This window comes from Pedobacter sp. PACM 27299 (assembly GCF_001412655.1).
In the GTDB taxonomy this organism is placed as follows: Bacteria; Bacteroidota; Bacteroidia; order Sphingobacteriales; family Sphingobacteriaceae; genus Pedobacter.
Genome location: NZ_CP012996.1, coordinates 2,195,929 through 2,217,919 on the forward strand (window position 1 = coordinate 2,195,929; position 21,991 = coordinate 2,217,919).

The 21,991-nt window shown below is 41.3% G+C and carries 17 protein-coding genes and 1 riboswitch; of the genes, 8 read left to right on the forward strand and 9 right to left on the reverse strand.

Going from position 1 to position 21,991, the window contains the following annotated elements; genetic code table 11:
* Nucleotides 1-120: 120 nt before the first annotated feature.
* Nucleotides 121-507: an STAS domain-containing protein gene (locus AQ505_RS09190; RefSeq protein ID WP_062547903.1), complete on the forward strand. Its 387-nt coding sequence runs from the start codon at nt 121-123 to the stop codon at nt 505-507.
* A complete protein-coding gene (locus AQ505_RS09195) occupies nt 507-1,418 on the forward strand; it encodes a ribonuclease Z (protein ID WP_062547904.1) in 912 nt (303 codons plus the stop codon). Before AQ505_RS09190 ends, AQ505_RS09195 begins: the two co-directional genes overlap by 1 nt.
* Nucleotides 1,419-1,552: 134 nt before the next feature.
* Here the strand turns inward: AQ505_RS09195 and AQ505_RS09200 are convergent, their stop codons facing one another.
* Genes AQ505_RS09200 through AQ505_RS09210 form a run of 3 tightly spaced genes read right to left on the reverse strand, consistent with a single transcriptional unit; the run spans nt 1,553 to nt 4,304 of the window.
* Nucleotides 1,553-2,506, reverse strand: a complete 954-nt coding sequence (locus AQ505_RS09200) for an MlaD family protein (RefSeq protein ID WP_062547905.1) — start codon at nt 2,504-2,506, stop codon at nt 1,553-1,555.
* A 14-nt stretch (nt 2,507-2,520) separates the two neighbouring features.
* The gene (locus AQ505_RS09205) at nt 2,521-3,366 is read right to left on the reverse strand and encodes an N-acetylmuramoyl-L-alanine amidase family protein (protein WP_062547906.1); all 846 of its coding nucleotides are present in this window, start codon (nt 3,364-3,366) and stop codon (nt 2,521-2,523) included.
* A 32-nt stretch (nt 3,367-3,398) separates the two neighbouring features.
* Nucleotides 3,399-4,304, reverse strand: coding sequence for an N-acetylmuramoyl-L-alanine amidase family protein (locus AQ505_RS09210; RefSeq protein ID WP_062547907.1), 906 nt, complete (start codon nt 4,302-4,304; stop codon nt 3,399-3,401).
* Nucleotides 4,305-4,333: 29 nt separating this feature from the next.
* Here AQ505_RS09210 and AQ505_RS09215 point away from each other — a divergent pair, with 29 nt between their 5' ends.
* The 3 genes from AQ505_RS09215 to AQ505_RS09225 are packed head-to-tail and all read left to right on the forward strand — an operon-like array spanning nt 4,334 to nt 9,694.
* Nucleotides 4,334-7,048, forward strand: a complete 2,715-nt coding sequence (locus AQ505_RS09215) for a putative LPS assembly protein LptD (protein WP_062547908.1) — start codon at nt 4,334-4,336, stop codon at nt 7,046-7,048.
* Nucleotides 7,049-7,058: 10 nt separating this feature from the next.
* Nucleotides 7,059-8,306, forward strand: coding sequence for a competence/damage-inducible protein A (locus tag AQ505_RS09220; RefSeq protein ID WP_062547909.1), 1,248 nt, complete (start codon nt 7,059-7,061; stop codon nt 8,304-8,306).
* Between the two features lie 50 nt (nt 8,307-8,356).
* On the forward strand, nt 8,357-9,694 hold the full coding sequence (locus tag AQ505_RS09225) for a dihydrolipoamide acetyltransferase family protein (protein ID WP_062547910.1): 1,338 nt from the start codon (nt 8,357-8,359) through the stop codon (nt 9,692-9,694).
* Nucleotides 9,695-9,807: 113 nt separating this feature from the next.
* Here AQ505_RS09225 and AQ505_RS09230 read toward each other — a convergent pair whose 3' ends face one another.
* From AQ505_RS09230 to AQ505_RS09245, 4 genes are all read right to left on the reverse strand, one after another.
* Nucleotides 9,808-11,049, reverse strand: coding sequence for a homoserine dehydrogenase (locus tag AQ505_RS09230; RefSeq protein ID WP_062547911.1), 1,242 nt, complete (start codon nt 11,047-11,049; stop codon nt 9,808-9,810).
* A 7-nt stretch (nt 11,050-11,056) separates the two neighbouring features.
* Nucleotides 11,057-12,115, reverse strand: coding sequence for a homoserine O-acetyltransferase family protein (locus AQ505_RS09235; protein WP_062547912.1), 1,059 nt, complete (start codon nt 12,113-12,115; stop codon nt 11,057-11,059).
* A gap of 24 nt (nt 12,116-12,139) precedes the next feature.
* Nucleotides 12,140-13,447: an O-acetylhomoserine aminocarboxypropyltransferase/cysteine synthase family protein gene (locus AQ505_RS09240; RefSeq protein ID WP_062547913.1), complete on the reverse strand. Its 1,308-nt coding sequence runs from the start codon at nt 13,445-13,447 to the stop codon at nt 12,140-12,142.
* Nucleotides 13,448-13,677: 230 nt separating this feature from the next.
* A riboswitch (SAM riboswitch) is annotated at nt 13,678-13,791 on the reverse strand.
* A gap of 172 nt (nt 13,792-13,963) precedes the next feature.
* Entirely contained in the window at nt 13,964-15,079 is a 1,116-nt protein-coding gene (locus AQ505_RS09245; protein WP_062547914.1) for a trans-sulfuration enzyme family protein, read from the reverse strand.
* 188 nt (nt 15,080-15,267) lie between these two features.
* Between AQ505_RS09245 and AQ505_RS09250 the strand changes: the two genes are divergently transcribed.
* The 3 genes from AQ505_RS09250 to AQ505_RS09260 all read left to right on the forward strand — a co-directional run bounded on the left by AQ505_RS09250 (nt 15,268) and on the right by AQ505_RS09260 (nt 17,621).
* A complete protein-coding gene (locus AQ505_RS09250; RefSeq protein WP_062547915.1) occupies nt 15,268-15,759 on the forward strand; it encodes a lipocalin family protein in 492 nt (163 codons plus the stop codon).
* 95 nt (nt 15,760-15,854) lie between these two features.
* Nucleotides 15,855-16,622 carry a sulfite exporter TauE/SafE family protein gene (locus tag AQ505_RS09255; RefSeq protein ID WP_062547916.1) on the forward strand — a complete coding sequence of 256 codons (768 nt, stop codon included), beginning with the start codon at nt 15,855-15,857 and terminating at the stop codon, nt 16,620-16,622.
* A gap of 54 nt (nt 16,623-16,676) precedes the next feature.
* Nucleotides 16,677-17,621, forward strand: coding sequence for a cytochrome-c peroxidase (locus tag AQ505_RS09260; RefSeq protein WP_062547917.1), 945 nt, complete (start codon nt 16,677-16,679; stop codon nt 17,619-17,621).
* 144 nt (nt 17,622-17,765) lie between these two features.
* Here the strand turns inward: AQ505_RS09260 and AQ505_RS09265 are convergent, their stop codons facing one another.
* A complete protein-coding gene (locus AQ505_RS09265; protein ID WP_082461781.1) occupies nt 17,766-20,291 on the reverse strand; it encodes a zinc-dependent metalloprotease in 2,526 nt (841 codons plus the stop codon).
* Between the two features lie 40 nt (nt 20,292-20,331).
* The gene (locus AQ505_RS09270) at nt 20,332-21,969 is read right to left on the reverse strand and encodes a RagB/SusD family nutrient uptake outer membrane protein (RefSeq protein WP_062547918.1); all 1,638 of its coding nucleotides are present in this window, start codon (nt 21,967-21,969) and stop codon (nt 20,332-20,334) included.
* Between the last annotated feature and the right edge of the window lie 22 nt (nt 21,970-21,991).

The following is a 21,991-nucleotide window of genomic DNA, read 5'->3' on the forward strand; positions in this document are numbered from 1 at the left end:
GCTGTCTTTTTTTGTTCAAATCGCCATATCTATACATTTGTGTATGATTTATTAACACGATTGACGGTAATACCAGATAAAATTAATTACTTTAGCAATAGAAACTAATAAATCAATATCATGAAATTTTCAGTTGACAAGCATGAAAAGTATGTGGTTTTAAAGCTTAGAGAGTCTAAGTTTACAAATGACAATACCCCTAAGTTAAAATCTGAGTTCATTTTATTGAACGCAGAAGGATACCATAATATCGTATTGGATTTATCCGCAGTAAAAGAATGTAATGATTCACAGGATTTAAGCAGCCTGTTAGTGGGCGATCGCTTATGTAAAAAAGCAAACGGACTATTTATCATCACCGGAATAAACCCTGTTCTCGCTAAAATATTAGAAATGTCCAACCTGGATCAATCCCTGGTTATTGTGTCTAAATTAGATGAGGCGACCGACCTGATCTTTATGGAAGAGATTGAGAAGGAATTGTTGGGGAGTGTAGATAAAGGTTAATGAAATTTGAGGTTACCATTTTGGGCAGCAGCTCTGCTACCCCAGTATACAATAGAAATCCCAGCGCACAGCTTTTAAACTGTAATGAGAAATTTTACCTGATTGATTGCGGGGAAGGAACCCAGCAGCAATTGATTCGTTTTGGCTTCAAAGCCAGTAAAATCGATGTGGTATTCATTAGCCATTTACATGGAGATCATTATTTTGGATTGATTGGCTTACTGTCTACGATGCACTTGAACGGAAGGATCAAACCCATCCGCATCTATGGGCCGCCAGCTTTAATGGAAATTCTGGAACTCCAGTTTAAACATTCTGAAACAATCATCAGGTATCCTATAGAATTTACGCCAATTACCGCAGACGTACCCAAGCTGATTTTCGAAAACTCAGATCTGCTCGTTTCCACCATTGTGCTCAACCATAGAATCCCATGTACTGGATTTACCTTTACAGAGAAGAAAAGATTGCGCAAAGTTGTACTCGAAAAACTAGAGGCTGAAAATGTTCCACTGGAATATTATCCTTTGTTAAAAAGAGGGGTAGACCTGACTTTACCTGATGGTAGAGTGCTGCTCAACAAAGATTATACGGTAGATTCCGACAAGCCAAGGAAATACGCCTATTGCTCAGATACACTTTGCGATGGCAGTTACTTTGAAGAGATCAAAAATTGTGATACGCTGTATCATGAGGCAACTTTCTTGCATGAGTTGTTGGAAAGAGCCAATCAAACACACCATACTACTGCATTACAAGCCGCTGAGACGGCCCTAAACACCGGAGCGACTAAATTACTCATTGGGCATTTCTCGTCCAGGTACAAGACGCTGCTGCCATTGCTGGAAGAAGCCCTGCCTGTTTTTGAAAATACGCAGCTGGCCACAGAAGGCAGTACTTTCTCTATTTAATCTTTTAGAAAGGGATTGCGATTTAGATTCAGCGCTATGGCTTTCAGCTGGCAGCAGCGGGAACAAACATTATTTAAACCAAAAAAGCCTTTCAGTTCATACTGAAAGGCTTTTTAAGATCTGGTAAATAAAGATTATTTGTCTTTTTTACCACCTCCACCGAAAACGGAGAAGTGTACATAACGTTTCGGGTTTTCTTTTAAGTCGATAATCAACTTGTCTAAATTACCAGAAGCACTGTTCAAGTTGTCGTACATTTTAGTATCATTAATCAGTAAGCCTAAGGTACCTTTACCTTCATTGATTTTTCCTACAATACTTTGTAAGTCGGCCATAGATTTGTTGGCATTGTCAATGGTTTGCTTGAAGTTCGCTGCAGCTACCTGATCAGTCACCGTGCTGATGTTGTTCAGGATCCCATTGATCTTCTCATTGTTATTTTTAAGGTTGTTAGAAATCGCTTCTACATTAGCTAGGATAGAGGATATTCTGGAACCTTCAGAACCTACCAGGTGATCTACTTTCTTAGAAGTCGCTTCTAAGGAAGCAAGGGTAGCAGCAATGCTGTTAAAGCTTTTATCTACGTTTTTCTGGAAGTTAGGGTTTAGAATTGAATTCACACTGGTTAAGATAGAATCCATTTTAGCGATGATCACTTCCGCTTTCTTTTGAACTGGCTGAACCGTTTCCAATAGGCCTTTAGCCACATTGGCATTCAGGGTATCACCATCTTTAGCAAATACATTTCCTGTTCCTAAAGCCATTACAATCGCTTTACCACCTAAAAGGTCTACACTTTCTAATCTGGCAATACTGTTGTTAGGAATTTCATATTTTCCTTTAATCTTTAGAGTCGCAATAATGGTTCCATCAGGTTGAAGGGTCAGCTGGTCTACACGACCAATCTGATAACCATTGATCAATACAGGTTTAGAAACACCCAGACCATCTACATGAGAATATCTGGCATACAATACGGTTTCGCTGGAAAAGATGGCGTTTCCTTTTAAAAAATTGTAGCCTATGATTAATAGGGCTATTGAAAAGGCTGCTAATATGCCTACTTTGGTTTCGTTTGCTATTTTCACGTATGTGTATTTACTTAATTTACTTCTGTTTGTTGTTTATATTTCTTAACGGCATCAAAAATCGCATTTACAATTTCCGCCTGACCGCTTGCGGAGTTCATATAATTTTCCTCTGCGGGATTAGAGATGAATCCTATCTCTGTCAGCACAGCCGGCATTCCAACCCTTTGCAGGATTAAGATTCCTTGCTCTTTTACGCCCCTGTTGACCCTTTTATTTTCGTTGGTATAATTGTCCTGAATCAATCGCGCAAGCTTTAGGCTCTTATCCCTAAATGTATTTTTAAACAAAGATAGTATAATAAATGTTTCAGGATCATTGGGATCGTAACCATCATAATTTTGCTTGTAGTTTTTCTCCAGCTTAATGTCGGCATTCTCTCTAATCGCAACATCCTGTTCATTAAGGCGATGTGTTCCTGCAACGAAGGTTTCCGTGCCGCTGGTTCCGGTGTTTTTTACATAAGCATAATTAGGGATTTTCCTCCCGTTTTTACCTTTGCTGTAACCTGAAACCACCCTGCGGTCAGGCATGGAGTTACAGTGAATAGAAATGAAAATATCTGCTTTTGCATCATTTGCAATTTCAGCTCTTTTATAGAAGTCTACATCCACATCTGTTTTTCTGGTGTATAGAATTTTGATATGTGGAAGCTCTTCTTCAAACTTCTTACCCAATTTAAGGGCTACTTGAAGGGCTACGTTTTTTTCAACGGAGTAAGCTCCTGCAGCACCGGGTTTTCCACCCCCGTGACCAGCATCTATGACTATGGTTTTAACTTTGTATCCTTGGGAAAAAGCAAACTCTGAACTTATAAATAATAAAACGGCAAATAAGAATACACTTCTTTTCAATCTCATCGGGCTTAACTCTTAATTTTTACTTGTAATAATTATCCTTCTATCCTATGCTGATAGCTCTGTATGGCCTTTAAAAGGCAGTTTGTAATTTCTATTTGTCCAGCTTCCGAGTTCATATAGTCCTCTTCATCCGGATTGCTGATAAATCCTATCTCTGTTAATATTGCGGGCATCCCTGCTCTTGCCAATACGGCCAGACTTTTCTCCTGAACACCACGGTTTACTCTGCCTACATTTACATATTCATCCTGTACCAGTTTCGCTAATTTTAAGCTTTGCGTACGGAAGGTGTTCTTCATCAAAGATAAGATAATATAATTCTCCGCATTATTCGGGTCAAATCCCTCATAGTTCTCTTTGTAGTTTTCCTCTAAAAAGATCGCTGCATTTTCTCTTTTGATCACCTCGTCCTGCTCAGAAATCCTGCCCATACCGGAGACAAAGGTTTCTACTCCACGTGTAGAAGTACTTTTTCTATAAACGGTTTCTGTAATCGGAATCCGCTTTCCATTTTTTCCTTTGCGGGAGCCGGTCACTACGCTGGAGCGGATCATCGGCATATCATTGCAATGGATGGAGATAAAAAGATCCGCTTTTGCATTATTAGCAATGGCGATCCGCTCATAAAGTGGTACAAAAACATCGGTTGAGCGGGTATAAATTACTTTTACATCTTTCATATTCGCTTCAATAGCAGCGCCAAGGCGTAAAGCAGTCTTTAAAGCGACATCTTTTTCAGTAGAATAAGCCCCTCTGGTAGAGCCGTCTTTCCCCCCGTGACCAGCGTCTAATACGATGGTTTTTATTTTATATTCTTGCGTAAATCCCTGATAACTAGTAGTTATAGCTAGTGATATGGAAATAAATACGATCAAAATTGCATTTGGTCTAAGCAATGGCATATTTTTCATTAATTTTGAACGTTTTGGATTAAACATTAATGCAAAAATAACATTCACACACGAATTTGAAACTTTTAAGCCACATCATTTTTTATATACGCCCTGTTTTATTGACAATTGTCGGTATTCTGGTATTTGTATCTTCTGTTTTTTCCAGTCCACAGCAAACGATACCGAAGCTGGGTTCGCCTATACAGCCGCCTGCAAACAATAGCCCCGCAGTAAAAAGTACGACACAAACACACCAGGATTCAGTGAGCACGAGCGATAAACTCGAATACTCTGCAAAAGACTCTACCAAGGTGAATAAAAAGGATGGTACCGTTTACCTGTATGGCAGAGCGAGGGTACTTTATCAAGGTCTGGAATTGGATGCAGACTATATTACTTATAACGACAAAACTAAAAACATATTTGCCAGTGGTGTAAAAAACTCAAAAGGAAAGTATGTGGGCAGACCGATTTTTAAGATGCCCGGACAAGGGAATTCTATTGCAGATTCCTTAAGATATAACATTGAAACTGGTGCAGGAAAAATCTTCGGAGTTTTTACAGAGCAGGAAGGAGGATTCTTCTCCGGAGGGATCGCCAAAAAACAACCAGATGATGAAATCCATAGTAAAGGACAGATTTACAGTACCTGTAATTTGCCGCATCCTCACTTTGGAATCCACATTACTAAAGGTATTGTCACCGAAAAACAAATCATTACCGGCCCTGTATACCTGGAAATCGAAGATATTCCATTACCATTGGGATTACCTTTTGCCTTTTTCCCAAAACCCAATAAAAAATCATCAGGTTTTATATTGCCTTCACCCGGAGAGGATTATACCCGGGGATTCTTCTTAAGAGAGGGTGGATACTATATCGGCTTAAATGATTATTGGGATGCAAAGCTATTAGGGACCATTTATACCAGGGGTTCTTATGAGGCCAATCTGACCTCTAACTATACTAAAAGGTATAAATACAACGGTAACCTGTATTTATCTTACGGAAGTAACCGATACGGAATCGAAGGGACACCAGGCTATACTCCTGTAAAGGATTATAGCATTAAGTGGACTCATAGTCAAAATGCCAATGCAAATCCAGGGAGCACATTTTCAGCACAAGTAAACATCACCAGTCAGGGATACAATAAGAATACTGCAGCTGGTGGGTATTATGATGCCGGACAGATTTCTGCCAATAACTTATACTCTTCCATCAGTTATTCCAAAATGCTGGCGAATGGTCTATTTAATTTAACGACTGCCGCATCCGTGAATCAGGACATCTCCAAAGGTACGGTAAGTTTGATCTTGCCAGATATCAACCTAGGTATGACCAGGAACATTTATCCCTTCGCTTCGAAGTATAGCACCGGTGATCAAAAGTGGTATGAGAAGATTTCTATTGGCTATACCATGCAATCACAAAACTCGGTAAATGCAAAAGGAGATGAACTATTTAAAAAGCAAACCCTGAGTAAATTTAGCAATGGGGTGCAGCATAACATTCCTATTGCCATGAACTTTAATGTGTTGCAGCATTTTAATTTTGGTACCAGTGTCAATTATACTGAGAAATGGTATTTCCAGTCCATCAGAAAAACTTATATGAAGCAGACTGCTGGTAAAGATGATCTCATTAGAATAGATACTGTTCCAGGCTTTAACCGTTTTGGAGAATATACAGTCGGGGGTAGTTTAACGACTAAAATTTACTCCACTGCACAGTTTAAAAATCTGGGTAAGCTGAAGGCCATCAGACATGTGATGACGCCTAATATTGGCTTTGGTTATACACCTAATTTCTCAGATCCTAAACTAGGAAATTATTTGCCCGCCTATTATGAAGATGGTAAAACTCTTGTGTATACTACGGATGCTGCAGGGAATAAAGTACAATTGTATTATCCTAAACAAGAAGGTGGAAGATACGGTGTGCCGAGCAGCAGAAGTCAGGCTAATATCAACTTTGGTATCCAGAATATTGTAGAAGCAAAAGTTTTGGTGCCTAATGATACTACCGGAAAAGGAGAGAAGAAAGTGCCAATCATCAGTAATCTAAGCATTACCAGTTCTTATGACTTATTGAGACCTAGTTTTAAGTTAGCTGATTTTAGTGTAAATGGAAGTACTCCATTTTCCGATAAATTCCAGGTCAACTATAACGCGGTATTAAACCCTTATCAGGTCGGAAATGTGATTGATAGTGTAACAAAACAAGTTATAGGAAAAAAAGTGATTGATCGTTATACCTGGCAAAAAGGGCAATTGCCGCGTGTCACCAGTTTTGGTTTCTCTTTTGATTATAGCTTAAATCCAGAAGCATTAAAGCGGAAAAATGCAAATGAGCAGAACATCAGAAATGAAGCGATTCAGAAAGCAATGACTCCAGAACAAGCCGAAGCATTGGCGAAAGTTAGTAGAGACCCAAATGCATTTGTTGATTTTAACATTCCATGGAACTTTGCTTTCAGGTATAGTTTCAACTACTTGACTGATCCAAACGGTTTAAATAGTCGAATTTCCAATAGTTTAACCTTTAATGGGGATGCCAATATCACGCCAAAATGGAAAGTAACTTTTGATTCAGGATGGAACTTTGAAACCAATAGTTTCTCCATTACCAGGTTTGGAATTTACCGCGATTTACATTGCTGGGACATGAGCTTCAGCTGGATTCCTTTCGGAACACAGCAGATGTATTCCGTAGACATTAAGGTAAAAGCTTCGGTATTACAGGATCTGAAGCTGAGTAAAAGAAAGAACTACTACACGAGATACTAAAACAAATTTTATGCTGGCAGAAATTATTACCATAGGCGATGAAATCCTTATCGGACAAATCGTGGATACGAATTCCGCCTGGATGGCCAAACGGTTGAACCAGATTGGGATGAAAGTGAAACAGATCACTTCCGTTTCCGATGATGCCGATCATATTATGGAGGCACTCCGATTGGCAGAAAGCAGGGCTGATGTGATCTTAATGACGGGCGGATTAGGTCCAACAAAAGACGACATCACCAAGGTAACCCTGGCTAAATATTTCAATATGGGCTTCCGCAGAGATGAAGAAACCCTAAACCATGTCACCGAAATTTTTGCAGGTTTAAACCGTCCGATGATCGACCTCAACAGAACGCAGGCTGATGTTCCGGAAGGTTGTACGGTGATCAAGAATAAAAACGGAACTGCACCTTGTATGTGGTTCGAACAGCATGGAAAGATAATTGTATCGATGCCAGGCGTTCCTTTTGAAATGATGTACCTGATGGATGATGAGATCATCCCAAGGATTAAGGCTGCATTTAAATTGCCGGTCATTTACCATAAAACCATACTCACTTCCAATATCGGGGAATCCTTCCTCGCTATGGAAATCGAAGACATAGAAAACAGTTTGCCACCAAGTATCAAACTTGCCTACCTGCCAAAACTCGGACAGGTGCGTTTGCGCTTAAGTACCATAGGTGAAGAAGAAGCGCCACTGAAAGCAGCCGTGGATTTTTATGCCCAGCAGATCATCGCCAGGATAAAGCAACATGTGGTGGCTGAAGAAGATATTGCTTTAGAAAAGGCGATTCTGAACTTTATGGAGCAAAGAAATCTAAGCCTTTCTACTGCCGAAAGTTGTACCGGAGGATATATCGCACACCTGATTACCCAGCATCCAGGCTGCTCTTCTGTCTACGAAGGCGGAGCGGTGACTTATTCTTATGACCTCAAAATGTCTCTTTTGGGTGTTAAAGCAGAGACATTGGCTAAATACGGTGCGGTAAGCGAAGAAACTGTAAAAGAGATGGCAATAGGTGCCCTTCAAAATTTTAAAACAGACTATGCGGTCGCCGTTAGCGGGATCGCCGGACCAGATGGAGGAATGCCGGATAAACCGGTGGGAACTGTCTGGATTGCAGTCGCTCATGCCAAAGGTGTAGTGTCTAAAGTTTTTAGCTTTGGCAACAAAAGAACACAGAATATTGAGCGATCCGCGGCCGCAGCTTTATCAATGATTTTGAATGAACTCAGGCAACATGAGGATTAAGTGTCCGAAATACTTTACTTTTGTACCTGTTACCAATTAGAAAATAAAAAATGGCTCAATACGAATTATTGTTACCTAAAATGGGGGAGAGCGTTGCGGAAGCAACCATTATCAAATGGCTTAAACAACCAGGAGATATGATAGAATTGGACGATACAATTTTGGAAATAGCTACAGATAAGGTGGATTCTGAAGTTCCATCACCAATCGCCGGTAAGTTAGTTAAGCAGTTATTTAAAGAAGATGAGGTAGTTCAGGTAGGTGCAGTTATTGCAATTATCGAAACAGATGCTGATGCAGCGGTTACACCAGCTGTAGAAAATGCAGTAGAAACTGTGGTGCCGCAGGAACAGGCTGAAGCAGTTTTACCAGGAATTCCAGGTACCGAGCAGTTGTTGTCAAATGATAACACTGAGGGAGCTTCTAAGCAGGGCTCAGATCGTTTTTATTCACCATTGGTGAAGAACATCGCCGCTCAGGAAAATATTGAATTGTCGGAGCTTGACAGCATCTCAGGAACTGGAGCAGAAGGACGATTAACAAAAGACGATCTTTTAAACTATATACAGCAAAAGACAGGTGGCACACAGAAAGCAGAATCAGCACCTGTAACCACAGCAGCAGCGAGTCAGCCGGCAATAAGCAGTCTAAAAGCAGCACCGGCAGTTAGTGTGAGTGGTGGTGATGAAATCATTGAAATGGACAGGATGCGCAGGCTGATTGCCGATCACATGGTGATGTCTGTTCAGAATGCACCTCACGTGACCTCTTTCGTAGAAGCTGATGTGACCAATATGGTGATGTGGCGCGAAAAGGTGAAACGTAACTTTGAGAAACGTGAAAACGAAAAGATCACTTTTACACCGATCTTTATTGAAGCGGTAACCAAAGCCATTAAAGATTTCCCAATGATCAATGTTTCTGTAAATGGAACACAGATCATCAAGAAAAGAGACATCAATATTGGTATGGCAGCAGCATTGCCTAGTGGCAACCTGATTGTACCGGTGATTAAAAACGCAGACCAGATGAACCTTTTAGGTTTAACAAAATCTGTCAATGACCTGGCGGTACGTGCACGTAATTCGAAATTAAAACCAGACGAAACTCAAGGTGGTACCTTCACCCTGACCAACGTAGGGTCTTTTGGAAATGTGATGGGAACGCCAATTATCAATCAGCCACAGGTCGCAATTTTAGCGGTAGGTGCCATTAAAAAGAAACCAGCAGTATTGGAAACAGAATATGGTGATGTGATTGCGATCCGTCACATGATGTTCCTTTCTCTTTCTTACGACCATAGGGTGGTAGATGGTTCATTAGGTGGATCATTTGTACGCCGCGTGGCAGATTACCTGGAAAACTGGGACGTCAACAGAGAAATTTAAGGCAGTCGCAGGATATAGATCCTAATGATTTTTACCCTGCTGATTCAAAATATGATCAACTAAAAAGGCCCCGGAATTTCCGGGGCCTTTTTACGATCAAAACAAAAAAACTATTAGTTAAAAAACACTTCCTCTTCGGTCACAGTTTGAATCTGTTGTTCCGTATAGGTATACCTTCCGGTATGGGCAATAAATACATCCTTTTGCTCCAATAAACTGCGGTTTTCCAATAAGGTTTTCAAGCTGATGCTGCCGATTACATATTTGTAATCCTGACGCGAAAAGCGTTCTACGATATTTTCTACCTGTAATTGAGCTAGCGTATCCTCATTTGAATAACGCAGATATACTTCGATGTTAACGCTATCAGTATGGATCAAACCATTTTGCTGATGGTACTTTTTATACTCATAACGGTAATCATATCTTAAGGCAGCAATGTCGGAAAGTACGGCAGCACCTGTTGGGTGGCCACCTGCGCCTTTACCGAAAAAGAACTGCTTATCAGCAAAAGCTGCCTGAACAGTAACGCCATTGTATTCATTTTCTACGTTGAAAAGGAAATCGTCAGATTTCACAAACTTAGGGAGTACATAGGTCACCACTTGTTTGCTGCTGATCTTTCGTGCCGTAGGAACCAGTTTAATCTTGAAGTTTTTCTCTTTTGCATACCTGATGTCATCATCATTCAGGTTTTGAATGCCGATGTTCAGAATGTCTGCCGGATCTACAAACAAACCATAAGCATGCGCGGTAGCAATGGCCAGTTTGAATTTCGGATCGTAACCACCCACATCCATAATCGGATCAGTCTCGGCAAAACCAAGGTCTTGTGCCTGCTTTAAGGCCACACCATATTCCATGTTTTCATTGAAAATCTTAGAAAGAATATAGTTCGAAGAGCCATTAAAGATACCGCTGATGCCATGCAGTAATTCGTTGTTATAGTACTCTTCCAGGTTTCTGATGATGGGAATACTGCCGCATACTGCACCTTCATATAATAAAGATACGCCATGTTTTTCCTGCAGTTCCACCAGCTCAGCAAGGTGATTGGCAATCATTTTTTTATTGGCGGAAACTACATTTTTACCACTAATCAATGCGCGTTTGGTAATGTTATAAGCGGCATCTGCATCATCAATCAATTCTACAATGGTATTGATTTCTTTGTTATTTAGGATTTCGTCGTGATCGGTAGTGAAAAGGTATGCGTCTAAGCTGCGTTTCTTTTCTGGATTTTTGATGGCGATTTTAATGATTTCCAGGTTGAGGTCCTGACCACGGATAATATCGTGTAATCCCTGACCTACCACTCCAAATCCAAATAATCCAATTTTAAGTTTCTTGCTCATCTAAGTACTATGCTGTTTTATGTAATTTAATTATTTTCTTGTTTGTGCTTTCTTTTAGGAAATTCCCGATCACATTGGTGAGTACATCTGTCTCAATCAGGAATCCATCATGACCATAGGCAGAGTTGACACTGAAAAATTCTGCATCAGGAATGTGTTTGCTCAGGAACTGCTGTTCAGATATTGGGAACAGTACATCGTTTTCTATACCGATCACCAGGGAATTGGCTTTAATAGATGCCAGCGCATCGATAATGCTGCATCTGTTTCTACCTACATTATGACTGTCCATCGCTTTGCTCAGGTACCAGTAACTATAAGCGTTGAAGCGTTTGCACAGCTTTTCGCCCTGGTAGTTTTGGTAAGAAGAAGCGCGGAAGGATCCTGTTTTTTCATTCACACTTTCGAGTTGAGTGGCGGTATAGGCATCATAGCTTCGGTAAGATAATAAAGCGATGCTGCGTGCGGTTTTTAAACCTTTTAATCCACCATCTGGTTGGTTGGCGTAGAAAGACCTGTCGGAGCTAATGGCTAAACGCTGACTTTCATTGAAAGCGATTCCCCATGGGGAATGAACCGCGTTAGTGGCTACCAGAATTAGGTTTTGTATCGCTGTAGGATCTTCAATTGCCCATTCTACGGCTTGCTGACCACCTAATGATCCGCCAATCAGTACTTTAATCTCTTCTACACCCAGGTGTGCAGCCAATAAACGGTGTGCAGCCACCATATCACGGATGGTCACTTCCGGGAAGGCTAGGTAATAAGGCAATCCTGTAGTTGGATTTACACTTAATGGATTGGTGCTGCCATAATGGGAGCCCAATACATTGGCACATACGATAAAATGTTCTTCAGGATTGAACAGGTCATTATTGCCAAACAGTCCTTTCCACCAGTCCAGCACGTCTGCATTGGCTGTCAAAGCGTGACAGGCCCAGATCACATTGTCTTTCTTGGTATTTAATTTTCCATACGTTTGGTAAGCAAGCTCGATTTTGCGCAATTTCTTGCCATTTTCAAGTTTGAAAACTTTGGTGTGGGTATAGGTAGAGGTCGTACTCATGGTGATGTTTTGGTAGTAAGGTTATTATTTAGCGGAGATGCTGGCAATTGCCTGCTCAAAATCCGCTTTGATGTCGTCAATATGCTCGATGCCAACAGAAACCCGTAATAGGTTTGGTGTCACCCCTGCAGAAATCTGCTCTGATTCGCTCAGTTGCTGGTGTGTAGTGGCAGATGGCTGAATGATCAGTGTTTTTGCATCACCTACATTCGCTACATGGCTTACTAATTTCAAGGAATCTACCAATGCAGTAGCCTGGCTTTTCTCTCCATGAAGTTCAAAAGAAAGCACGGCGCCGAAACCATTTTGCAGGTATTTCTTTGCATTCGCATGGTAAGGGCTGCTTTCCAAACCTGGGTAGTTCACTTTTTTCACGGCTTCATGGTTTTCTAACCAGGTGGCTAATGCCAAAGCATTGTCTACATGACGCTGTACACGAAGCGAAAGTGTTTCTAATCCCTGTATCAATTGGAAAGAGTTGAAAGGGGAAAGGGCAGGGCCGAAATCTCTAAGGCCTTCTACACGGGCACGGATAGCGAACTGTATGTTGCCGAATGGGCCGCCGATGCCAAACACATCATTAAATACCAATCCATTGTATCCTTCTGAAGGCTCAGTGAATTGCTTGAATTTACCATTGCCCCAGTTGTAATTTCCACCGTCAACGATCACACCACCAATGCTGGTTCCATGTCCGCCAATCCATTTTGTAGCCGATTGAACCACCACATGCGCACCATGTTCCAATGGACGGAACAAATAACCTGCGGCACCAAAGGTATTGTCTACAATTAATGGAAGACCATGTTTGTTGGCAATGGCGGAGATTTTTTCAAAGTCAGCAATACTGAAAGATGGATTCCCAATGCTTTCTAAATAGATCGCTTTGGTATTTGCATCAATCTTCGTTTCGAAATCTGAAGCATCATCGCCATTGGCAAATTTCACTTCAATCCCTAAGCGTTTGAAAGCTACTTTAAACTGGTTGTAAGAACCACCATATAAATGTGAAGAAGAAACGAAGTTATCACCAGCTTCCAGAATATTGTTTAACGCGATAAATTGTGCTGCCATTCCCGAACCTACAGCCACTGCTGCTACACCGCCTTCTAATGCGGCCACACGTTTTTCAAAAACATCTGTGGTTGGGTTCATGATTCGGGTATATATGTTACCAAATTCTTTTAAGGCAAATAGGTTTGCACCATGTTCAGAATTCTTGAATCCATAAGAAGTAGTCTGGTATATAGGTACAGCTCTTGAACCTGTTGTAGGATCAACTTCCTGACCTGCGTGTATCTGAAGAGTTTCGAATTTATGGTTGGTTGACATATTTTATCGTTTAAAAGGTTGAAATTTAGTTTTAGGTTTTCCAATTCCTTAGGTTGAATCAAGATTGGATATAGGCGTATAGCGTACCTCAATGGAGGCCTTCCGGATGGATCAAGAATGCAAAAGGAAGTTTTTTAAATTTATCGCATGCAACAGCACATACAAACTGTACGCTGTTTACTACAATAATTAAAAGAATCTGATGTAATTTTAACTGTTTTCATTGTCTTAATTTATCTCTCCAGAAAGCACCATGCGAACCGGTCAGGAATTGGCACCTTCTCCATTTTGGGAGGGTTGCCAGTGGGTCAAAGAGCCTGTCTCTCGCCACTTCTTTATAAATCAAAACCCAGTTTTAAGAGGGTGATGACTTGAATAGCTTTCGCTAAGAATATTTCAAATGTAAAGATAATTGCAAAATAACCAAAATATAATTTTGATTATTTTGCAATTATCTGATATATAGCGGTATAAAATAAGTGTATGTTGCTTCTGGTTGTGGTTTTAATGGGGTTTTTAACCTAAAGCTTGTTTAAAATCTGCGATTAGGTCATCTATATGTTCCAGTCCAACGGAGATCCGAATTAAATTCTGTGGTGTCTTGGTGTCCGGACCTTCCACAGATGCGCGGTGTTCGATCAGGCTTTCTACACCACCCAAACTAGTGGCCTGTGCAAATAAATGTACGGTATTGACTACTCTGCGTGCCTCCTGGGCACCACCATGAACCAAAATTGACAGCATTCCTCCAAAACCGCTCATTTGTTGTTTTGCGATTTCATGCTGAGGATGTGCAGGTAATCCAGGATAAAATACGGCCTCCACCTTTGGATGTTTTTCCAGATATAGCGCCAATGCCATTCCGTTTTCGCAATGACCACGCATGCGGTAAGCAAGGGTTTTTAGGCTTCTTAATAGTAAGAAGGAATCGAAAGGGGAAGGTACAGCGCCACCAATCTGCTGGATGTTTCTTATTTTTCCCCAGAATGGCGTTATTTTGGCGGTGATTAAAGCACCACCCAATACGTCACTATGCCCACCAATATATTTGGTAGAAGAATGCATCACGATATCCGCACCCAGTTCAATCGGCTTTTGTAAACATGGCGAAGCAAATGTGCTGTCGCAAGCCAATAACAGGTCATGCTTTTTTGCGATTTCGGAAATCGCCGCCAAATCAGTTATTTTTAACAGGGGGTTAGAAGGTGTTTCCACCCAGATCATCACCGTGTTTTCTTTAATGTAAGCAGCAATCCCTGCAAGATCGGTCAGGTCTATGAAATCTATGGTTAAGGTGTCTGCAAAAATAGATTGCAGCTGTTTTTTGAATCCCCAATACATATCGTCAGGGGCAATGATATGGCTTCCAGGGGCCAAGGCCTGAAAAAGAGACATCCCTGCAGTATTTCCTGAAGAAAACGCGCAGGCATCTGCACCATTTTCTAAATCTCTCAATACTTTCTCTAAAGCAGAGCGGTTCGGGTTGCTGACACGGCTATAGATGTGTCCGCCAGAATAGCCACCATCTTCATCTCTGAAAAACGTTGTGGACAAATTAATAGGCGGTGTGACATCGCCAGTAGCGGATTTATACAAATTTCCGGAATGTATAGCTAAAGTTTCTGGTTTCATTTTCAGGTGGATAAATAGTTAATCTGGGAGCTGAACCCCACAATGCTAAAGGTAAAAATTATTCTGTTGAAGTTTTGGCAAGATTTATGTAATTGAAACAGCATTGTGACTTAATATGGTAAAAAGTACATTTTTGTCAGCAGGCTCACAAACAAAGAAAAATTAAACAAATAAAAAAACAGATTGATATGAAAAGAATATTCCTGATCGCAGCCATTTTATGCAGTTCATTAATGGTATTGCAAAGTTGTTCTCCAAAAGGTGGCTCAGGTACCGAAGTGGTGAAGAGAGGTGATGTAACTGGTACTTGGGTATTAAATGACATCACTTATGAAGGTATTCCTCAGGCATCTGTAAAATCATTATTTGGTGAAGCAGCTCCAAATTGCTTTGTTGGTGGTACCTGGAGATTAACGAACAGCGGTAACGGCAGCTATAGCTTACCAGGCGGCGGCAATTGTGCAGCAAGAACACAGTCTATTTATTGGTCGGCAAGTGTACCAGATCAGACTTTTCAGTTTAAGAAAATATATGAAGGCGATAAAGCTAAAAACGTAACTGAAGGTTACCGTTTGGTGATGTCTACTTCTTCAAAGGAATCATTGGTGATCAAATCACCAGTAGAATATGGCAATGCCACAGCTTATATCGTTTTACATTTCGCGAAAGCTGCAAAATAATTTTTGGTTAAATTTGGTTTAGGTGAAGGGACTCGTGGTTGGGTCCCTTTTTTTGTGCTTAAAAAAGCCTAATTTTGCGGCATTAAGGGAATACTATGATGTCAGACCTGATTATACTTTGTATAGTCTCTTTTTTTGCCGGTTTTATTGATGCAATTGTTGGGGGTGGTGGATTACTGCAAACTCCGGCAATTATGATTGTGTTGCCCCAGTATTCGGTGGCCACACTTTTTGGAACCACCAAAATCCCTTCGCTGTCCGGAACTGCTTTTGCCGCCTGGAAGTATTCACAAAATGTAAAACTGAATTGGCCGCTGCTGATTTACATTGCAGTCGCCGCATTTATCGGAGCAGTATTGGGTGCTCATAGCATCACCCTGATCGACAATACGGTGATCAAACCCATCGTTTTTGCCATTCTTATCCTTGTTGCCGTTTATACTTGTTTCAATAAAAAATTTGGTGTCCATCAGGAAAAGGAACATACAGTGCTTCAGCAGGTCCTGATCGGCTTGCTTTTTGGTTTTACCATCGGTTTTTATGATGGCTTAATCGGTCCGGGAACAGGCACATTTTTCATTTTGGCCTTCATCGCCTTAATGGGCTATGATTTCCTGCATGCGAGTGCGAGTGCAAAGCTGATCAATATGGCTACCAATATTGCAGCGATCTGTTATTTCGGCAGCACCGGACACATCCTTTATGAATTTGCCATTCCGATGGCTTTCTGCAATGTAGGCGGTTCTTTTCTGGGTACTAAACTCGCCCTGTTAAAAGGCAATAAATTTATACGCATCTTTTTTTTACTAGTAGTGTTCGGGACGATCCTGAGGTTTGCTTATGATATTTTTATCAAAGCATAATTGTTGTTTTATGGCGCTGAGGAAGGTTTTCTTTTCCCGCCCAATTGATATTTAATGAAGAAGAATAAAGTTTTTGTGTTTGGGATTTTGATTTTTGGCTTGTTAATCGCTGTTTTCGCCTTTGGCTTGTCGACCATCAAAACTGATGTGGCAGTGAGAAGACCGGTTAATTTCCCGGCAATTGTGCAGCAAGGGCCTGCGTTGACAGTAGAAGGGGTAACCCTCGGACAAAAGTTATTTGATGATGCCTTGCTTTCTAAGAATGGCAAGGTAGCCTGTGCTTCCTGTCATAATCAAACAGACGGTTATGCGAGTAAAGGGATAAAAATCAATCCTGGGGTCAATGAAAATATCCATGGCACAAAGAATACGCCTGCTTTAATGAACCTGCAGTGGAAGGTTTCCTTTTTCAGGGATGGAAGGGAATCGCATCTGCGCAATACCGCAATTAATGCTTTAACCAGTCCGGCAGAAATGGGGGAAACCATGCTGAATGTGGTGGCTAAACTGAACGCTTCACCGATCTATAAGCATTACTTTAAATCGGTTTTAGGAGTAGATACCATAAAGGAAAAAGATGTTACGGGAGTGATTGAACAGTACCTGCTTTCATTGGTATCTGCAAATTCCCGCTATGATAAACTGGTGGTAAAACAGGAAAACACCTTTACAGCAGCAGAGCAGGAAGGGCTAAAGATTTTCAAAGAGAAGTGTGCGACCTGTCATGCCGGCGACCTGTTTACCGACGAGTCTTCCCGAAATATCGGAACCAGTACCACCAATGATTCGGTAAAAAAGTTTAAAGTACCTTCATTAAGAAATATAGAAGTCACGGCACCTTATTTTCATGATGGGCGTTTTACTACTTTAGAAGAAGTGATGGTGCATTATGCGACCGGTGTACCTCAGGAAAAAGGTTTAGATCCTTTGATGCAGACGAATGGAAAAGCAGGGATTCCACTAACAGATCAGGAGCAGAAAAAGGTGGTTGCCTTTTGAAAACCCTGACTGATGAGGCTTTTATCAATAAAATGACACTTCAATAGGCATAAGTCAAACTTAAAAAAAACCATTCCTGTATATCAGGAATGGTTTTTTTGCACAATAACCAGGAAGAATAACCTGGATAGGAATTTCCGGAAATTAAACTTTAGGGTTTAACATCTTGTAAATGCGATCGGCAAGGTCTTCATAATGACTTTTGATCAATGGATTAGTTGCGCTTGCCTGCGAAGCTTTTACACTAGCTTGTAGTTTTTTCAATTCTGAACGAACCATCAGCCTCATGTCCGAAATATTTGGATTGTAAGGCGTGATCCCCATAATTGCATAACCCGATTCTACTACCGGTTTATCTAACTTCAACAGCACACCTAAACGATCTGCATAAGACCTTTGTAAGGCTCTTTTGAACACATCAGGTATCTCTGAATTGAAGATATAACCACGTAAGTCCGTCAGCAGATTATTTACCGTATAAGCATTTGCCCCGTTTTTTGTCTCATCATCAATCATTCTGGCGAAACCATAAGTTTCCAATAGTGAGGTCAACACCTGATTTTGCATTTCTGTAATCCTGTGATTAACGACCCCATAATCTACTCTTGCTAAAATGGAAGGATTTAACAGCCAGTTTGGTGTGCTGAAAACTTGTTTATTTAAGAATGCTACGGCTTGCTGCTGCTTTGCTTTTGGCGTATAGCTGTACACTGCACCCGGTTCATCTACTGTTTTTACATCTTCCTGTAAGCCGCTTACATTAGCCAGCACATGGTTTACATAACGTCTGTACTGGCGGATCACTTCATAATATAAATCGTTTACATCTTCCAGTTCTTTACCTGGCTCGTAAGTCCACTTTTCCAGGTTCGGGAGGATTCTTTTTAAGTTTTCAATTCCGTAGGTACTAGCCTTCATGGCATTGTCGCCCAGGTCTTCACTTTGTGCGCGTGGGTCTATTGAACCCTGTTTCCCATAGAAATACAAGGGGTCTTTAGCCTTTTTCAAAACCATGGCATCCAATGCCTTTTTCTCTTCTTTAGAGGAATTGTCGCCAGGGAAATAAGTATAACCGAATTTAATAGCATGCTGATCGTAAGCACCAATTTTAGGGTAAATCTCTGTGACGCCATCAGCCGGCTGTGCGATATAGTTGAAACGCGCATAATCCATGATGGAAGGGGCGGTACCATATTTAGCAGTGAAGGTTTTTGAGCGCAGAGAATCTACAGGAAATGCCGCACTGGAACCAAAGTTATGGAGTAAACCAAGCGTGTGACCTACCTCATGAGAGGAAACAAATCTGACCAATTGTCCCATTTGCGCATCACTGATTTCAGCACCTCTTGCCTGTGGATTAATCGCTGCTGTTTGTACGAAGAACCAACTTCTCAGTAAGGACATCACATTGTGATACCAGCCAATATGACTTTCCATAATCTCTCCTGATCTAGGATCTGCTATCCTCGGACCGTAAGCGTTTTCTGTAGAAGAGGCAAAATAACGGATCACAGAATAACGTGCATCTTCTGTACTAAATTCCGGATCCTGCTGAGGTGTAGGTGCTTCTTTAGCTACGATTGCATTTTTAAAACCTGCGGCTTCAAAAGCAGTATTCCAGTCGTTCACCCCCTGAATTAAGAAAGGAACCCACTTTTTAGGCGTTGCAGGGTCTATATAATAAACGATTTGTTTTTTCGGTTCTACGAGCTCACCACGGCTATAAGCGGCTTCGTCTTTTGGCTCCAACTTCCATCTTTGAATGTAAGCAGTAGGTGTAACGTGTTTGTCGGAAACGCCAAAATCAAGTTGTCTTTCTGTGAAATAACCGATTCTTTTGTTCTCCAGACGCGCTTTCATCGGCTCTTTTGGCAATAACAACATGGATGTATTTAATCCAAAAGTCATGGCCCCAACGGTTTTGTCAGTGGGCAATTCCGGACTTCTATACGTTTTTACCGTTTTCACTTCTATGTTGGTTGGAAAACTTTTTGCGGTATCAATGAAAGAACGGGTATTGTCGATACCAGCAATTTTATACGTCTTTTTCAATCCTTCTGGTAAGGACATTCCAGGGATATCACCATTGTAAAAATCCGTTACCTCAATTAAAACCCCTTTGCCATTCGTACTGAAAGCTTTGATGTCAAAGGCGGCTAGAATTGGGAGTGCATTAGAGTTTTCCAATGCCTGGTGTAAATCTGACGATTTATCAGCTACAAATTTGAAATTCGGAACTCTAATGAAGATTTGTTTGTCGTGTTTTTCCCAGTTCCAAACCTGGTTGTTTAGCATTTCGCCGCCATATTGCGCTCTGGACTCTCTCAATGCTACTGGTGTTTGTGTAAATCTAGTCACCACCAACAGGTCTCTCCCCAATAGAGAATCAGGGATTTCAAAAAAGTATTTCTGATCTACTTTATATACGTTGAACAATCCTTCATCGGCTTTAGTGCCAGCAGGGATGATTTCTGAAAACTTTTTGATAGTGCTTTTTTTGCTGGCTGCATTTTTTGCCGTAGTATCCTGTACCGCTTTACCGGCTATGCTGCCCGGCCATTTTGTTTGCTGTGCAAAGGCAGTTCCGCCGATTAGAACAGGAAATAGGAGGAAGAAAGCAGCCCTTGTCAGGCTGCTATTCTTTTGTTTAAAGGTAGATTCGAAATTCATGAACAGATTAAATTGATATTTATGTTTCTGAGGAGCTGGATTACCAGCCCTCATTTTGTGGTTTAAGATTTGGGTTGGTCGCGATTTCGGTTAAAGGAATAGGCTGCCAGTAGTTTTTATCGGTAAACACCCTGCTGCCTGATTTTTTTGAGGCAAAAGTTAAGCTGCCATTGGTCGCTTTGGTGATGGTCACCCCGTTTACTGATTTATTGAGGATGTTGGCTGCTTCTTTCCAGCGACGCAGATCGTTATAACGGGTCTGGTCTTCGAAAGCCAGCTCAATCCTGCGTTCATGGCGGATTTTTGCACGCATTTCCGGCTGAGATAAGCCTGTAGGCAGTTCCGGCATTTTCGCTCTTTTACGAATGTCATTGATGGCCTGATACACCGTGGCGTCCGGTCCAATGGCTTCGTTTTGTGCTTCAGCATAGTTTAAAAGTACTTCTGCAAAGCGCATGATCACCCAATTGGTACTGCTGGTTACGTTCACATCTTTGTTGTAATCGAAATCTTCCGCGATGAATTTCCGGATGTAAAAGCCGGTAGGTGTTGGATTGGAAGTCGGCATGTCTTTACCTTTAGCGAAGGTTTCTACTGCTCTTCCTTTAAAGCTGGCATTGTTGTACAATACAGATTTTTCGAAGCGTGGATCGCGACCTACATAGGGGTCGGAAGCCAGGTAGCCAGATCCGCTTTCGCCGATCATCTTCCCGTTTTTCATTTCATATTCATCTACAATTTCCTGAGTAGGGGAATTGGTACCTTTGCCGCCATATCCTGCTGGACTATTGTTCTTATCAAAGCTGTGTTGTTTCTCCCCTTTTAATCCATTGTAACGGAATTCCAGGATCACCTCCGGTTTTACCAGTACATTCTTTTTCAGGAAAGGATCGTTATAATCTGCTTGCAAGCTGTAATAACCCGTGTTCATCACCTTTTTTGCGGCATCAGCTGCTGCCTGCCATTTGTCTGCACTATTGGCTGGGTTATTTAAGGCACTCGCTGCCCATAGTAGAACACGGCTTTGAAAGGCTTGTGCGGCAGCACTGGTAATGCGGCCGTATTCTGTATTTGCCCAGGATGCTGGTAGTTCTTCCGCTGCCTGAGCCAACTCAGCCGCAATAAACGCCACCCCGTCCTGCTGACTGGTTTTAAAGGGTTTGTCCTGGGATTCTTCAACCGGCTGTGCTTTTAGCAATAAAGGAACTTCTTTAAAACTGCTGAACAATTGAAAATAAACGAAGGCTCTGAAAAAACGTGCTTGTCCTAACATTTCTTTTCTTTGCGCAGGATTCAATGCTGGTGCTGTTTCTGCTCTTTCCAGGAAGTAATTGATCTTTCTGATCTGTGCATAGCTGTCTTTCCAAAGGTTTTTTTGAGGAAAAGTAATGGCATTGAAATCTCCGGTTAGGTAACCTGAAATCTTGCTTTCTTCGCTGCCAATCACCTGGATGTCGTCTGTGATGGCGGCAGGAAGGGAAGTAGCGGTAAAGCCGCTGTTCATAAAGTTGTAAAACTCATTTACAGACAATTTAATGAGTTCCGGATCTTCCCATAGGCTGGCTTCCGAAATCAGGTTTAGGGGTTTTCTATCCAGGAAATCTTTCTTGCAGGAGCTCATACTAAGTAAGCCTGCAAGGATGATGGTGGTGGTATATTTTGAAGGTATAAAGTTCATAATTGCTGATCTTTTCGATGAA